The 15356-nt window shown below is 71.8% G+C and carries 15 protein-coding genes and 1 pseudogene; 8 read left to right on the plus strand and 8 right to left on the minus strand.

Features of this window, described 5'->3' with window-relative positions; genetic code table 11:
• Positions 1–31: 31 nt before the first annotated feature.
• Together aceB and ABD329_RS39085 are read right to left on the minus strand one after the other, a co-directional pair.
• The gene (gene aceB / locus ABD329_RS39080; RefSeq protein ID WP_198278051.1) at positions 32–1651 is read right to left on the minus strand and encodes a malate synthase A; all 1620 of its coding nucleotides are present in this window, start codon (positions 1649–1651) and stop codon (positions 32–34) included.
• Between the two features lie 131 nt (positions 1652–1782).
• Positions 1783–2391, minus strand: a complete 609-nt coding sequence (locus ABD329_RS39085) for a nucleotidyltransferase family protein (RefSeq protein ID WP_198278050.1) — start codon at positions 2389–2391, stop codon at positions 1783–1785.
• Positions 2392–2666: 275 nt separating this feature from the next.
• Here ABD329_RS39085 and ABD329_RS39090 point away from each other — a divergent pair, with 275 nt between their 5' ends.
• The gene (locus ABD329_RS39090; RefSeq protein WP_037949307.1) at positions 2667–2984 is read left to right on the plus strand and encodes a DUF5955 family protein; all 318 of its coding nucleotides are present in this window, start codon (positions 2667–2669) and stop codon (positions 2982–2984) included.
• Between the two features lie 550 nt (positions 2985–3534).
• On the opposite strand, the gene ABD329_RS39095 is transcribed toward ABD329_RS39090, so the two are convergent.
• On the minus strand, positions 3535–4326 hold the full coding sequence (locus ABD329_RS39095) for an IclR family transcriptional regulator (RefSeq protein WP_198280142.1): 792 nt from the start codon (positions 4324–4326) through the stop codon (positions 3535–3537).
• 291 nt (positions 4327–4617) lie between these two features.
• Between ABD329_RS39095 and ABD329_RS39100 the strand changes: the two genes are divergently transcribed.
• The 4 genes from ABD329_RS39100 to alc all read left to right on the plus strand — a co-directional run bounded on the left by ABD329_RS39100 (position 4618) and on the right by alc (position 9497).
• A complete protein-coding gene (locus ABD329_RS39100; protein WP_198280143.1) occupies positions 4618–5352 on the plus strand; it encodes an aspartate/glutamate racemase family protein in 735 nt (244 codons plus the stop codon).
• Positions 5353–5457: 105 nt separating this feature from the next.
• Complete coding sequence (locus ABD329_RS39105) at positions 5458–6945, plus strand: NCS1 family nucleobase:cation symporter-1 (RefSeq protein WP_246618890.1); 1488 nt, start codon at positions 5458–5460, stop codon at positions 6943–6945.
• A 60-nt stretch (positions 6946–7005) separates the two neighbouring features.
• Positions 7006–8355, plus strand: coding sequence for an allantoinase AllB (gene allB / locus ABD329_RS39110; protein WP_198280145.1), 1350 nt, complete (start codon positions 7006–7008; stop codon positions 8353–8355).
• Positions 8352–9497, plus strand: a complete 1146-nt coding sequence (alc, locus tag ABD329_RS39115) for an allantoicase (protein WP_198280146.1) — start codon at positions 8352–8354, stop codon at positions 9495–9497. Before allB ends, alc begins: the two co-directional genes overlap by 4 nt.
• A gap of 169 nt (positions 9498–9666) precedes the next feature.
• Here alc and ABD329_RS39120 read toward each other — a convergent pair.
• A pseudogene (locus ABD329_RS39120) lies at positions 9667–10182 on the minus strand (NAD(P)/FAD-dependent oxidoreductase); the annotation flags it as partial.
• A 313-nt stretch (positions 10183–10495) separates the two neighbouring features.
• Positions 10496–10732, minus strand: coding sequence for a hypothetical protein (locus ABD329_RS39125; RefSeq protein WP_198280147.1), 237 nt, complete (start codon positions 10730–10732; stop codon positions 10496–10498).
• A gap of 189 nt (positions 10733–10921) precedes the next feature.
• Here ABD329_RS39125 and ABD329_RS39130 point away from each other — a divergent pair, with 189 nt between their 5' ends.
• The gene (locus ABD329_RS39130) at positions 10922–11701 is read left to right on the plus strand and encodes a class I SAM-dependent methyltransferase (RefSeq protein WP_198280148.1); all 780 of its coding nucleotides are present in this window, start codon (positions 10922–10924) and stop codon (positions 11699–11701) included.
• Between the two features lie 71 nt (positions 11702–11772).
• On the opposite strand, the gene ABD329_RS39135 is transcribed toward ABD329_RS39130, so the two are convergent.
• Positions 11773–12642, minus strand: a complete 870-nt coding sequence (locus tag ABD329_RS39135; protein WP_344317621.1) for an SCO6745 family protein — start codon at positions 12640–12642, stop codon at positions 11773–11775.
• A gap of 179 nt (positions 12643–12821) precedes the next feature.
• Between ABD329_RS39135 and ABD329_RS39140 the strand changes: the two genes are divergently transcribed.
• On the plus strand, positions 12822–13664 hold the full coding sequence (locus ABD329_RS39140) for an AIM24 family protein (protein WP_344317623.1): 843 nt from the start codon (positions 12822–12824) through the stop codon (positions 13662–13664).
• 22 nt (positions 13665–13686) lie between these two features.
• On the opposite strand, the gene ABD329_RS39145 is transcribed toward ABD329_RS39140, so the two are convergent.
• Both ABD329_RS39145 and ABD329_RS39150 read right to left on the minus strand, forming a co-directional pair.
• Entirely contained in the window at positions 13687–13896 is a 210-nt protein-coding gene (locus tag ABD329_RS39145; protein ID WP_344317624.1) for a DUF6126 family protein, read from the minus strand.
• 14 nt (positions 13897–13910) lie between these two features.
• Complete coding sequence (locus tag ABD329_RS39150; protein WP_344317625.1) at positions 13911–14588, minus strand: helix-turn-helix domain-containing protein; 678 nt, start codon at positions 14586–14588, stop codon at positions 13911–13913.
• Positions 14589–14766: 178 nt separating this feature from the next.
• On the opposite strand from ABD329_RS39150, the gene ABD329_RS39155 reads away from it, so the two are divergent.
• Entirely contained in the window at positions 14767–15195 is a 429-nt protein-coding gene (locus ABD329_RS39155) for a ribonuclease (protein WP_344317626.1), read from the plus strand.
• Positions 15196–15356 lie beyond the last annotated feature (161 nt).

Below are 15356 nucleotides of genomic sequence, written 5' to 3' on the forward strand. Positions count from 1 at the left end.
GGGGCCCTGGCCTTCGCGTGAACGGACCGGCTCAGTCGAGCAGTTCGTACGCGGGCAGCGTCAGGAACTCCGCGTAGTTCTCGTCCAGCGCGACCCTCAGCAGCAGATCGTGCGCCTGGCTCCACCTGCCCGCGGCGAAGGCGTCCTCGCCGACCTCCTCGCGGATCGCCGCCAGCTCCTCGGCGGCCACCTTACGGACACGATCGGCGGTGGCCTTCTCGCCGTTCTCGAAGACGACCCCCGCGTTGACCCACTGCCAGATCTGCGAGCGGGAGATCTCGGCGGTGGCCGCGTCCTCCATCAGATTGAAGATCGCGACCGCGCCGAGGCCGCGCAGCCACGCCTCGATATAGCGGATGCCCACCTGGACGGCGTTGCGCAGCCCCTGTTGGGTGGGGGCGGCGTCGAGCGAAGCGATGTCGATCAGCTCGGCGGCGGTGACGTGGACGTCCTCGCGCAGCCGCTCCTTCTGGTGCGGCCGGTCGCCGAGGACCGCGTCGAAGGAGGCGCGGGCCACCGGGACCAGATCGGGATGGGCGACCCAGGAGCCGTCGAAGCCGTCGCCGGCCTCACGGTCCTTGTCGGCCTTGACCTTGTCGAACGCGACGGCGTTGACCTCGGGGTCGCGGCGCGAGGGGATGAAGGCCGCCATGCCGCCGATCGCGTGGGCGCCGCGCTTGTGGCAGGTGCGGACGAGCAGTTCGGTGTAGGCGCGCATGAACGGGGCGGTCATCGTGACCGCGTTGCGATCGGGGAGGACGAAACCGGGACCGCCGTCGCGGAAGTTCTTGACGATCGAGAAGAGGTAGTCCCAGCGGCCCGCGTTGAGCCCGGAGGCGTGGTCGCGGAGCTCGTAGAGGATCTCGTCCATCTCGTACGCCGCCGTGATCGTCTCGATCAGAACGGTGGCGCGGATCGTCCCTTGCGGAATCCCGAGGTGGTCCTGCGCGAAGACGAAGACGTCGTTCCAGAGGCGGGCCTCGAGGTGGGACTCGGTCTTGGGGAGGTAGAAGTACGGCCCCTGGCCCCGGGTGAGCAGCCGGCGGGCGTTGTGGAAGAAGTACAGCCCGAAGTCCACGAGGGCGCCGGGGACCGGGCGGCCGTCGGCGTCGCGCAGATGGCGCTCGTCGAGGTGCCAGCCGCGCGGCCGGGTGACGACGGTGGCCAGGGTGTCGTCGGGCCGCAGGGCGTAGCTCTTGCCCTCGGGGGAGGTGAAGTCGATCCGGCGCTCATAGGCGTCGATCAGATTCAGCTGGCCGCCGATCACATTCGCCCAGGTCGGGGCGGAGGCGTCCTCGAAGTCCGCGAGCCAGACCTTGGCGCCGGAGTTGAGGGCGTTGATGGTCATCTTGCGGTCGGTGGGGCCGGTGATCTCCACCCGGCGGTCCTCGAGCGCGGGCGGGGCCGGGGCGACACGCCAGTCCGGGTCGTCCCGGATGTGGGCGGTCTCGGGGAGGAAGTCCAGGGTGCTGGTGCGGGCGATCTCGGCGCGGCGCTCCGCACGGCGCGCGAGCAGCTCGTCCCGGCGCGGGGTGAAGCGGTGGTGGAGCTCGGCCAGGAAGGCCAGGGCCGCGTCGGTCAGCACCTCTCCCTGACGCTCCAGCGGTTCGGCGTCGACGATGGCCAGCGGGGACGGCGCTGATGCGGACATGGGCTGTCACTCCTTGGGCGAGTCTCGGTTGAACGCTCGCAATACCTCTGCTTTGCGGATACTAATTTCCTCATGGTGGAAGTTCAATCTTCTGTTGAACCGTGCCTGCGCGCTGTGCCCGTCGGTGCCCCTCACTCCAGCAGCGTCAGGTCCTCGGGGGTGTCGATGTCGTCCGTACGGGCGATGTCCGAGCAGTCGACGAGCGTGATCGCGGACTGATGCGCCCGCAGATAGGCGCGTGCCCCCCGGTCGCCCACCGCACTCGCCGCGACATCCGCCCACCGGTCCGCGCCGAACAGCGCCGGATGCCCCCGCTCCCCGCCGTACGCGGCGGCCGCCAGGGTGGCCGGTGAGCGGTACGCGGCCACCACCCGCGCCACCGCCCCGGCGCCGATCCCCGGCTGGTCCACCAGCGCGACCAGCGCCGCTTTCGCCCCCGTACCGGCCAGCGAGGCGAGCCCGGCCCGCAGCGAGGAGCCCATGCCCTCCTCCCAGTCGGGGTTCTCCACCAGGACGTACCCGTCCAGCCGGGCCCGCGCCCGTACGGTCCCGGCGGCGGCGCCCAGCACGATGTGCACCGGGGCGCAGCCGCCCTCCCGCAGCGCGTGCGCGGCGTGCTCCACCAGCGGCCGCCCCCGATGCGTCAAAAGGGCCTTGGGCCGCCCGCCCAGCCGCCGGCCGCCCCCGGCCGCCAGTACGATCCCGGCGACCTGCGCGGAGTCCTCCGTCGTACGTTCCATGGGCCCTGCTTACCGCACATCGGGGCCGGGCGGGGGCTTCATCCCAGCCGGTCTGATTTTCGCTCTCCGTATAGCGCGTCGTGCACTGAGTGGCGTTAACTGATCCGCGGCCCCTTGTGTCCGAATCCACGCGAGGTGGAGGGTTGGGGCGGTCATGCGGGAGAGGGGGCAGGCTCGTGCGAGAGGGCGCGAGGGGGAGAAGGGCAGTGTTGGCCAACGAAGGCGCGAGGCTCTGGGGTGAACCCGGCGCCTTGTCAGTGGAGGGCGCCGCAGTCGTGGAAGTCAGGCGAGTGGCGGGCACCGAGGACGATCCGAGGGCGGCCGAACTGCGCCGTGCCGTGGCCCGGCTCAGGCGCGATCTGGCCGCCCACCCGGCGGAATTACCCGACCGGGCGATCGCGGACGACGAACTGGCCGCGCTCGACGCCATGGCCCGCACCGGCGCCCCGGAGCTGCACCGGCTGCGCCGCTCGCTGCTCCTCATCGCGGGCGCCCTGGGCTCGGTCAGCGCACTGGGGCCCGCCCTGACGGGCGTCCGCGCGGCGATCGACCAGTTCGGCAGTGTGCCCCGGACGGGCATAGGGAGAGACTGAGCGACCGGACAACGGACAAGGCCGCTCCGCCCGGCTCGGCGACCCCGCTCGCGCCGGGCGGTGGTTCGGGGGCTCGCTCGCGCCGGGCGGCCGGGTGGTCCGGCTCGCGCCGGGTGGTGGCCGGGCCTTCTCGCCCGGCGCCCAGGGTCAGCCTCAGCGGTTCCGTCCGCGCCGGTCAGGTGACGCCTGCGGCGGGCTGCTCCCCTCCCCGCCCCTTCCCGAAACTCGGGCTCCGCCCCAGACCCCGGGCCGGGGCTCCGCCCCAGATCCCCCTGCTCCAGGCCCCGGGCCGGTTGCGCCCTAGATCCCGGAGCAGGGCTCCGCACCTCCCCGCGGCATCGCTGTGCGGCTCCGCCGCGTGGTGGGGCTCCGCCCCAGGCCCCAGGCCCCGGGGTCCAGGGGCGGAGCCCCTGGTTACGGGAAGGGGCGGGGAGGGGAAAACATCGCTATGCGGCCGTCAGGCGCGCCGGGTGGTGGTTCGGGCGGTGGCGGCCGGTGGCGGCTCGGCGGGCCACATCGCTTGGGCGGCCCGCCGTCGCTCCCTCCGCCGTCAGGCGGACCCCGTGCTGGCCAGCGCGCCCGACAGTTCGACCGCGACCTCCTTGAGGATCGGCACGATCCGTTCCGTGGCCTCGTCGGTCACCCGGCCCGCCGGGCCCGAGATGGAGATGGCCGCCGGGGCGGGGGAGTCGGGCACCGGGACGGCGAGGCAGCGCACGCCCATCTCCTGCTCGTTGTCGTCCACCGCGTAGCCGTGCTCGTGGACCTGCCGCAGCGCCTCGAGGAACCCGTCCGGCGAGGTGATCGTCTTCTCCGTCGCCGCGGGCATACCGGTGCGGGCCAGCAGGGCGCGCACCTCCTCGGCGGGCGTGCCCGCGAGCAGCGCCTTGCCGACGCCCGTGGTGTGGGGCAGCACCCGCCGCCCGACCTCGGTGAACATCCGCATCGAGTGGCGCGAGGGCACCTGCGCGACGTACACCACCTCATCGCCGTCCAGCAGCGCCATGTTTGCGGTCTCGCCGGTCTCCTCCACCAGCCGCGCCAGATACGGCCGCGCCCAGCTGCCCAGCAGCCGGGACGAGCTCTCGCCGAGCCGGATCAGCCGGGGCCCCAGGGCATACCGGCGGTTCGGCTGCTGGCGCACATATCCGCAGGCCACCAACGTGCGCATGAGTCGGTGGATGGTGGGCAGGGGAAGTCCACTGCTGGCGGAGAGCTCGCTCAGTCCGACCTCGCCCCCGGCGTCGGCCATCCGCTCCAGCAGATCGAAGGCGCGCTCCAGGGACTGGACGCCACCGGATCCGGCGGTGGTGGCGGCGGTCTTGGACTCGGCGGACGGCACGTCGGTGTTCCTTTCACAGCGGTTGGCACCGGCCCGCACACGGTGACGATCCGCTGCCGACCGGCCACGGGCAGCCTACCGGTCCCCGGCGACGCCCACAGCGGGCTTGGAAATGCTGTCGGTGCCGGTCACGGCCGGTATGGGGGACTGGCCATGATCGGCCGATGCCGGAATACCGGGTTCCCTCGACGCCGGTGGCGGGGCTGGCTAGGTTCTCTGTACCGAAAGTCAACTTTCATCCTACGGAATCGACGTCCTGAATCACTGGACCGGAACCGCTGCGGGAGTCCCATGCGCATCCTCGTGCTGAACCCCAACACCACCGCCTCCATGACGGCCTCGATCCGGGCCATCGCGGAGGCGAGCGCGAGCCCCGGCACCGAGATCGTGGCCACCGAGCCGCTGTGGGGGCCCGAGTCGATCGAGGGCCACTTCGAGGGCTATCTCAGCGCCGCCGCCGTACTGGACCGACTGGCCACGTACGACGAGCCCTTCGACGCCCTCGTGATGGCCGGCTTCGGCGAGCCGGGCCGAGAGGGGGCGCAGGAACTCCTCGACGTACCGGTCCTCGACATCACCGAGTCCGCCGCCCAGATGGCCATGATGCTCGGCCACGCCTACGGGGTCGTCACCACTCTCGACCGGGCCGTACCGCAGATCAGGGACCGGCTGCTCATCGCCGGGCTGGCGCAGCGCTGCGCGGCGGTGCGCGGCACCGGCCTGGGCGTGCTGGAGCTGGAGGAAGACCCGGAGCGGACCGTCGAGGCCGTCGTGCGGACCGCGCGCGAGGTGGTGGAGCGGGACGGCGCCGAGGTGATCTGCCTGGGGTGCGGTGGCATGGCCGGGCTCCAGGACCAGGTCTCGGCGGCGCTGGGCGGGGTCCCGGTCGTGGACGGCGTCGCCGCCGCGGTGCGGTTCGCCGAGTCGGTGGTCGGGCTCGGTCTCTCCACCAGCAAGGTGCGCACCTTCGCCCCGCCCCGTCCCAAGGCCATCGGTGGCTGGCCTGTCAGCGCCCGGCCGTCCTGATCCCACGGGTGAGTCCGCGGGCAACGTCGGCGTAATCGAACGGCAACACCTTCAAGGCACCGTCATGCGGAAAAGTTATTCCGGACGACTCTTATGGAGGGCGCCATGGCATCACCCGTCGAACCGGACCCCCGCCTCCACAACGAAGACCTCGCGCCCGCTGTGGAGCGCAAGTGGGGAACGTACAGCATCTTCGCCATGTGGATGTCCGACACCCATGCGATCAGCAACTACACCTTCGCGGCGAGCCTGTTTGTGCTGGGGCTGCCCACCTGGGAGGTCTTCCTGTCCCTGCTGGCCGGTGTCACCATCCTCTACTGGTTCATGAACCGCATGGGCCATGCCGGCCACCGCACCGGAGTGCCCTTCCCCGTGCTGGCACGGGCCAGCTGGGGTGTGTACGGGGCCAATATCCCCGCCCTTCTGCGGGCGGTGATGGCGGTCGCCTGGTACGGCATCCAGACCTGGCTGGCGTCGGAGGCGTTGATCCTCCTCGGCGTCCAACTGGCGCCCTCGCTCGCCGAATACGACCACAACTCCGTCTTCGGGCTGTCCACCCTCGGCTGGATCGCCTTCCTGGTGATGTGGCTGCTCCAGGCGGTGCTGCTGACCCGGGGCATGGAGTTCATCCGCAAGGTGCAGGACCTCGCCACCGGCCCGGTGGTCTGGCTGGTCATGCTCGCGCTCGCCGTGTGGCTGATCGCCAAGGCGGGTGGCGACATCTCGCTCACCGACAGCCTGACCGGGCTGAGCGGGCGCGAGCAGCTCCACCAGAGCCTGATCGCGGTCAGCCTGACCGTCGCCACCTTCCTCACCCTCGTGCTCAACTACGCCGACTTCGCGCGCTTCACCCCGGACCACCGGGCCTACCGGCGCGGCAATCTGCTGGGGCTGCCGGTGAACTTCACCGCCTTCGCCGTCGTCTCGGTGCTGATGACGGCCGGCACCATCTCGGTCTTCGGCGAGGCGATCTCCGATCCGGTCCACGTCATCGCGCGGATCGACAACCCGGTGGTCACGGTGGTCGGCGCGGTGTCCTTCATGGTCGCCACCATCGGCATTAACGTCGTGGCGAACTTCGTCTCGCCCGCGTACGACTTCGCCAACCTCGCGCCGAAGTACCTCGACTTCCGGCGCGGGGGCATGATCACGGCGGTGCTCGCGATCGTGGTCATGCCGTGGAAGCTCTACTCGAGCCCGGTCGTCATCCAGTACTTCCTGGGCGCTCTCGGCGCCTTCCTCGGCCCGCTGGTCGCCGTGCTGCTCGTGGACTACTACCTGGTGCGGCGCGGAAACATCGATGTCGACGCGCTCTTCAGTGCCGACAAGGCGGGGGCGTACTACTACCGCAAGGGTTTCAACCCGGAGGCGATCATCGCTTTCGTGCCCTCCGCCACGGTCTCGGCGGTGTTGGCCCTGGTCAAGGGGTTCGAGGATGTGGCCCCGTTCTCCTGGGTCTTCGGAATGGCCATCGCCGGGGTCATCTATGCCGTGAGGTCCGCGAAGGTCCGCGTCGGTGGCGAACTGGCCGATGTACCGATTCCCTCGCAGGTCACGGCGGGCGGGGCCTTGACCGGGCCGACGACGGAGTGAAGAATGCAACGAAAACTGAATTCCGGGTAGCGGAAAATCCGGAGTTGGCGGGTGAGGAGGATGCCGGTGTCCGACGTTGACCTGGTGCTGCGCTCGGCCAATGTGGTCACGCCGGACGGCCCGCGCGCGGCCTCCGTGTCCGTCGCCGACGGCCGCATCGTGGCCGTCGGGCCGTATGACGCCCCGGATCCGGAGGGCGCGCGACTCGAAGACCTCGGCGACGACGTCCTGCTCCCCGGCCTCGTCGACACCCACGTCCATGTCAACGACCCCGGCCGCACCGCGTGGGAGGGGTTCGGCTCGGCCACCCGCGCCGCCGCGGCCGGCGGCGTCACCACCCTCGTCGACATGCCGCTCAACAGCGTCCCGCCGACCACCACCGTCCCGGCCCTGGAGGTCAAACGGGCCGTCGCCCGGCGGTCGGCCCATGTCGACATCGGGTTCTGGGGCGGGGCCGTGCCCGGGAACGTCCCGGAGCTGAGGCCGCTGCACGACGCGGGCGTCCTCGGCTTCAAGGCGTTCCTGCTCCCCTCCGGCGTGGACGAATTCCCGCCACTCGACCCCGGTCGGCTCCGGACCGCCCTCCGCGAGATCGCGGGCTTCGGCGGACTGCTGATCGTCCACGCCGAGGACGGCCGCCTCATCGACGGCGCCCCGCCGCCCACCGGCCCGCGCTACGCCGACTTCCTCGCCTCCCGTCCGCGCACCGCCGAGAACGAGGCCATCGCGGGCCTCATCGCCCTCGCCCGCGAGCTGGACGCCCGCGTCCACGTCCTGCACCTCTCGTCCGCCGACGCGCTGCCGCTGATCACCGACGCCCGCCGCGAGGGCGTCCGGATCACCGTGGAGACCTGTCCGCACTTCCTGACCCTCACCGCCGAGGAAGTCCCCGACGGCGCCACGGAGTTCAAATGCTGTCCGCCCATCAGGGAGGCCGCCAACCAGGACGCGCTGTGGGCGGGCCTGGCGGCCGGGGAGATCGACTGCGTCGTCTCCGACCACTCGCCCTGCACGGCCGACCTCAAGGTCGACGACTTCGGGCGGGCCTGGGGCGGCATCTCCTCCCTCCAGCTCGGGCTCCCCGCCGTCTGGACGGCGGCCCGGCGGCGCGGCCACACCCTCCACGACGTGGCCCGCTGGATGTCCACCGGCCCCGCCGCGCTCGTCGGTCTCGACCGCAAGGGCGCCATCGAGCCCGGTCGCGACGCCGACTTCGCGGTCCTCGACCCCGACGAGACCTTCACCGTCGACCCCGCCGCACTCCACCACCGCAACCAGGTCACCGCCTATGCGGGCAGAACGCTGTACGGCGTCGTACGGTCCACCTGGCTGCGCGGCCGGAAGATCGCCGACCACGGCACGCCGACGGAACCCACCGGCCGACTCCTGGAAAGGCAGGCCCGCACATGACCGCGCCGATCGCCCGCTTCACCGGTGACGCCGCCCCGTACGGCGGTGGCGACCCGTACGCCGACTACCGGACCGCCGAGCTCCCCTTCACCCACCTCGTGGACCTGGCCGACCGGCGGCTCGGCGGAAGCGTGATCGCGGCCAACGACGAGTTCTTCGCCGAGCGCGAGAACCTGCTGAGGCCCGAAGCGCCGCGCTTCGACCCCGAGTCCTTCGGCCACAAGGGCAAGGTCATGGACGGCTGGGAGACCCGGCGGCGGCGCGGGGCCTCGGCCGACACCCCGCATCCGGCCGAGGACGACCACGACTGGGCCCTGATCCGCCTCGGCGCGCCCGGGGCCGTCCACGGCATCGTCGTCGACACCGCCCACTTCCGCGGCAACTACCCGCGGGCGGTGAGCGTCGAGGCCACGGCCGTGGACGGCACCCCGTCCCCCGAGGAGCTCCTCGCCGACGACGTCGTGTGGACCGAACTCGTCCCCCGTACGCGGATCGGCGGCCACGCGGCCAACGGCTTCCCCGTCTCCGTACGCCGCCGCTTCACCCACCTCCGCCTCAAGCAGCACCCCGACGGCGGCATCGCCCGCCTCCGCGTCCACGGCGAGGCCGCCCCCGACCCGGCCTGGCTCACCGCCCTGGGCACCTTCGACCTGGTGGCGCTGGAGCACGGCGGCGTGGCCGAGGACGCCTCCGACCGCTTCTACTCCCCGCCCGCCAACTCCATCGGGCCGGGCCGCTCCCGCCGGATGGACGAGGGCTGGGAGACCCGCCGCCGTCGCGACACGGACCACGACTGGGTCCGCTACCGCCTCGCCGCCCAGGGGACCATCCGCGCCCTGGAGATCGACACCGGCTGCTACAAGGGCAACGCACCGGGCTGGGCGGCGCTGTACGGCCTCGACGCGACAACCGGCGCGGACCCGGCCGACCCCACGGCCCCGGCCTGGACCGAACTCCTGCCCCGCACCCGCCTCCAGCCCGACACGGTCCACCGCTTCCTCCTGGACGCGGCCCCGCCGGTGACCCACGTCCGGATCGACATCTACCCGGACGGCGGCGTGGCCCGGCTGCGGCTGCACGGCTCGCTGACGGAGGAGGGCGCGAGGTGGCTGGCCGCACGCCACGCGGAGCTGGGCGGCTGAGCAGGTCGGAGGAAGTCCGCTACGGTTCGGGCAGCGCCCCGAAGGGGCGCGGGGCTGTGTCGATATGCGGCTCCGCCGCGCGGGCGCGACCAGCCACGACGGCGCCGCAGTCGACCGACGACCCATCGCGACACTTCCAGCGGAGCGCTTAGTGGCACTTCGTCGAGCTCTAGCGCTGGTCGGCGTTGAGTGACGCGGTGTGCTCCCGTACCTGCCGCGGTGTCAGGTAGGCGTCGGTCTGTTCGAAGTGCCGCAGCGACGGCTGTTCCTCGGCGAGGAACCCGATCCGTACGAAGTCGTCGCCCGCGGCGGCGTTCAGTATCCAGTTCGTCAACGCCCGCGCCTTGGCGACATTGGTGCGCATCGCCCCCACGTGGTAGCCCCGGGTCACCGCCTGCGCGGGCATCCCGCGCAGCTCGACGCCCACCGGCTTGGCGACCGCGTCCCTCCCGCCCAGGTCGACCACCAGACCGAGGTCCCTGTGCCGGTAGGACCGAAGCGGCTCGCCGCGGAGCGTGGCGATGACGTTGTCCGCCACTGTCCTGGCCTGCCGGTGGGCGTGCTGCGCGGTGGGCGGGCAGACCGCGCCGTGCCCTCCCCTCAGGTTGGGTACGGCGGCGCCGTCGCCCAGCGCGAAGACGCCGTCGAAGCCGGGCAGCGTCATCTGCGCGGTGGCGGTGAGCCGTTGAGCGCCAGTCCGTAGCGGATCGTTGAGAATCCTGTGTTTTGAAGGCCCTTGTCGACCGTAGAAGGAATTCTCATACGGGTGTCCCTTTCACCTGTGCACTTCAGAACTCCCTGTATCTGCCCAGCGTACGCCAGGTCCACCTCGCGGCACCCGCTATGGCGTGCCGGTGAGCTGCCCATCGCGTCGTACCTTTGTTGCGGGGTCAGCGGGGCACTGATTTCTACAGGTACCGGACGCGGATGCCGGGGCCGAGGTGTTCGGTCCCGGTGACGGCCTGTGTGCTGCCCACCTCGACGGTGAGCTGTGTCGGTCATGACCGGCCGCCGAACAGGCCCCGACCTCCGTGCTTCTTGTGGGCCGCCTGCTTCGAGACGCCCAGGACAGCGGCGATCTGCGGCCACGTGGCGCCGTTGTTGCGTGCGCGGCGTACCAGCACCGCTTCGATACGTTCCATCTCGGCGCGGAGTTGCGCCACGGCGCTCAATCCCACCAACGGCTCGTCATCGGCCGTCGACGCCGCGAGCTTGGTCAGCTGTTCCACATCCATGCGTCAGCCGTAGGTGACCGCCCATAGCTCGTCAATGGACGTTGACCATAGCGGGGTGATCACAGCTGCGGACGAGGCGCTGATCGACCCCGCCCAGGACGGTGGCACTTCCCGGCGCGCTATCGGTGGCCGCCACCGCGGTGGTGACGCGCGGTGGTCCACCGTCGGTGGCGTCGATACGGTGACCGGATGGATCAGGATGAACGGCTGCTTCATTCCTCGTCGTTCGGCGCGGCGGCGGTCGCGTACGCCGAGCACCGGCCGGACTACGCGCGGGCCGCGGTGCGGTGGGCGCTTGAGCCCGCGTCCGGGGCGCGGGTGCTCGACCTCGGTGCCGGAACCGGCAAGCTGACCGCCACGTTGGTCGCGCTGGGTGCCGAAGTCATCGCGGTCGAGCCCGATTCGGCGATGCTGGCCGAGCTGCGCCGCTCGCTGCCGACGGTCCGTGCCCTGTCGGGTAGTGCCGAGGCGATACCGCTGCCGGACGCGTCCGTTGATGCCGTGCTGGCCGGCAACGCCATGCACTGGTTCGACATGGCCGTGGCGGGGCCCGAGATCGCCAGGGTCCTCGCGCCCGGCGGCGTCCTGGCAGGTCTGTGGAACGTCATGGACGACGGGGTCGAGTGGGTTTCCGGGCTCGCGCGGGTCAGTGGGAGCGCGGCCATAGGACCGCGGGACACGCCCGCCGGCTGGCGCGCCGAGACGGCGGACACGCACATTCCACGGAATGGTGTGCCCGCCCGGTTCGGCTCACCGGAGCAGGCCGAGTTCCCCCACGGGCAGCGCCGCACCGCCGACACTCTCGTCGCGACTCTCGCGACGCGCGCGGGGGTGCTGGTCATGCCGGAACGGGAACGGCAGGCCACGCTGGGCCGGATCCGCGCATTTCTCGCGAGCCGACCGGAGACCGCCCGCGGTGAGTTCACTCTCCCGATGAAGACGGGGGTGCTGCGCGTCCGGCGGTTGTGAAGCGTCCACCTCCCCCAAGTCGCCGGACGCCTCGCCCGGAACGCGCGGGGCACCGCCCCTGGCATGACCGCTCACCCCGTCGGCTTCGGGAGCCCGATCGGGTTGGGGAAGGGCAGGGCGGTGGCGCAGGCGGTGGTGAGGGGGGTGAGGAGGTGGACCAGGGTCGCCACCTGCTCGGGGGTCAGGGGGCGCCAGGGGCGTTCCGCCGCCTGGTCCGTCGCGGTCTCGGCCGTGCGGAGCAGTTCGCGTCCGGCCTCCGTCGCGGTGGTGTCCGGGGTGAGGAGGCCGCGGTCGGTCAGGCGCTGGGCGGCGGCGTCCCACTCCTGGTCGGTCCAGCCGCGATGGGGCTGGAGCTCGGCGCGGGGGACGTCCACGGCGGAACGGAGGACGAGGGCTTCGCAGCCGTCGAGACCGGCGGCGACGAGGGCCGCGACATGGCCGTCGCCGCGGTGCTCGCGCAGCAGGGTCGCCGCGTGCCACAGCCGCTCGACCGGTTTGTCGGGAAAGTCCAGTGCGCCGTTCGCGGCGGCCAGTACCCGGCCGGAACCGTCCAGGCCCGCCGCGCGGGGGACCAGGGCCTCGACGGCGCGCTCCACCTCGCGCTCGTGCCCGGCGAGCAGCCGGGTGAGGGCGGCCGCGGCGCCCGCGCGGCGGAGCTCCAGGGCCCGCTCGGGCGGGGCCAGGGACCAGACGTCGGGCAGTGCGCGGGCCACCATCGCCGGGGCGAAGGTGAAGAAGGACGCCACGATGGGCTCCGGCCCGACCGGCCCGAGAGGCGCGGCACGGCCCGCGAAGTATCCGCGCCAGAAGCCGCGGAGCCCGGCGTCCTGGTACGCGGCCCGGGCCTCCGGGGCGAAGTACGCGACCGCGTGGATCGGCTCGTAGAGGGCCCACATCGTGCGGGCGGTCGTCGCGGCGGTCGTCGCGGCGCTCGTGTTCATCGCCATGCTCCCTTCGGGGTCGAGCTTCGGGGTCGAGCTTCAGGCGCGACCCGGGGCCGGACCGCGACCCGCATTGTGCCAAGCTCACGGAACCGGGTGGTCCGGGTCGTACGTTGACCCGGATGTCTGGTTATGGCACTACCTGACACCACCTGACGCGACCCTCGAGGAGAGCTGCTGTGACCCTGCGGCAAGAGATCGTCGGCAACGCCATGCAGATGGCGGTCTGCACCCTCCACCCGGGGCAGACCGTCTACTGCGAGGCCGGAAAGTTCCTGTTCAAGACGGCGAACGTGACGATGGAGACCCGGCTGTCCGGGCCCGGTGGAGGCGGCGGTCAGGCCGCCGGGGGCAGCGGCGGGAGCGGCGCGGGCGGTGGCATGGGCGGTGGCATGGGCGGGATGCTGCGCCAGGCCATGGGCACCGCCATGCAGGTGGGGCAGCGGGCGCTGGCGGGGGAGTCGCTGGCGTTCCAGTACTTCACCGCCGGCGGTGGCGAGGGCACCGTCGGCTTCGCGGGGGTGCTGCCCGGTGAAATGCGGGCGCTGGAGCTGGACGGGACGCGGGCGTGGTTCGCGGAGAAGGACGCCTTCGTGGCGGCCGAGTCCACCGTGGAGTTTGGCATCGCCTTCCAGGGCGGTAAGACCGGGCGCAGCGGCGGTGAGGGATTCATCCTGGAGAAGTTCACCGGGCACGGCACCGTGATCATCTGTGGTGCGGGCAACTTCATCGATCTCAACCCGGCCGATTTCGGCGGCCGGATCGAGGTCGACACGGGCTGCATCGTGGCCTTCGAGGAAGGCATCCAGTACGGCGTGCAGCGCATCGGCGGGCTCAACCGCCAGGGGCTGATGAACGCGGTCTTCGGCGGCGAGGGGCTGTCGCTGGCCACGCTCGAGGGCAATGGCCGGGTGATCCTCCAGTCGCTCACCATCGAGGGCCTGGCGAACGCCCTGAAGAAGGCGCAGGGCGGCGACAAGCAGGGGCCGACGGGCGGGATGTTCTCCACCCACGCGGGGTGACGGCCCGGCCCTCGGCCCCGGCCTATTTCGCGCCCGCCACGTAGAAGAGGAAGAAGAGAAAAGCGGCGATGAAGTGGACCCCCACGAGGTAGATGAAGACCCGCACCGTGAAGGTCATCGGCGCCCGGTCCTCCTCGTTCGGGCCGGTGTTCGGGCCGGTGTTCGGGCCGGTCCGGGCCGGAGTCGCGGCATTCAGCGAGGCGGGGTTCGTCGAAGCATCGGTCGCACCCATGTCGTTCCCGTCCTTCATGGCGTACCGGGCCTTCCTCGGCGAGCGGCGTCGCCGAGACACAGCTCGGCCGCGCCGCTCTGGAGCAGCGTGTGGACGAAGAGCAGATCCACGCCGCCGGGCGAGGCGGCGGCGATGCGGTGCGGGGTGAGCGAGTCGAAATGGGCCGCGTCGCCCGCGGAGAGCGCGTGCACGGTCTCGCCGAGCGTCAGCCGCAGCCGACCCCCCAGGACGTAGAGCCACTCCTCACCGGGGTGGACCCGCACCAGGTCCTCCTGGGCGGCGGAGCGCTCCGGTACGTGCAGCCGCAGCGCCTGCATGGCCCGGCCGGAGCCGCCGGCCTGCCAGTAGGTCCAGCCGCCCGCCTCCTGCGCCTCCATGCGGTCGGCGCGTACGACCGGGTCCCGCTCCGCGGGCACCTCGCCCAGCAGGTCGGATACCGTGGTCCCGTACGTACGGGCCAGGGCCAGCAGCATCGGGAGCGAGGGCTGGCGGCGGCCCGTCTCCAGCCGGGACAGGTGCGCGGGGGAGAGCCCCACGCGATGGGCGGCGGCCTCGAGCGTAAGGCCGCTGCGTCGCCGCAGGTCACGCAGGCGGGGAGCGACGGTGGGCAGCTCGGCGGACGGTCCGCCGGGGTCACCGTCGGCCGGTCCGCCCGTGGGCCACTCGGCGGGCCCGTGGGGGAGCGGGTTCATATCTCCGGTATAGCCAGCCCTGACCTCTGAGGCAAAAAGTTTGCCTCAGAGGCAAGAAAGGGAAGAGGTTGCGCTTTCGTTACCGCTTCTGGCGCTTCGCGCAATTCTTGTGAACTCCCGGAGAACGGCGGTCACTTGGCATTGACACGACAGCGTCTACGCGCGTCATGCTATGTCTATGACAATCCCCCCACGGATCGCCCGCATCGGCGCCCTCGGCGCCCTCGTCTCGACGCTGCTCATCGGCGGCGCGGCCACCGCGGCCACCGCCGTCACCCCGGCGGCATCGCAGACCGTTGCGTCGTCGCAGGTCATCGCCGCCGTTGGCGACATCTGCTACTCGGATCTGCCCTCCCAGGCCCATGACACCCTGGACCTGATCGAGCAGGGCGGCCCCTATCCCTTCCCGCAGGACGGCACCGTCTTCCAGAACCGTGAAGGCGTCCTTCCGTCCCAGTCCTCCGGCTACTACCACGAGTACACCGTGATTACCCCGGGCTCCGACGACCGTGGCGCCCGGCGCATCGTCACCGGTAAGCAGACGGACGAGGACTACTACACCGCGGACCACTACGCCACGTTCGACCTGGTGGACCGCGGCTGCTGACACGGCCCCCGAAGACCGCCACCCCCCGCAACCGCGGCCGCTGCCCCCACCGTGGGGCAGCGGCCGCAGTGCTGCGCCCGGCCCGCCCCCGCCGTGTTCGGCCATGGCCCCGGGAACCCCGCGCGGGCCATTGTCGTTGCTTCCCGATACCGTCTCGGTAG

This window comes from Streptomyces javensis (genome assembly GCF_039525925.1).
Taxonomy (GTDB): Bacteria; Actinomycetota; Actinomycetes; order Streptomycetales; family Streptomycetaceae; genus Streptomyces; species Streptomyces asiaticus.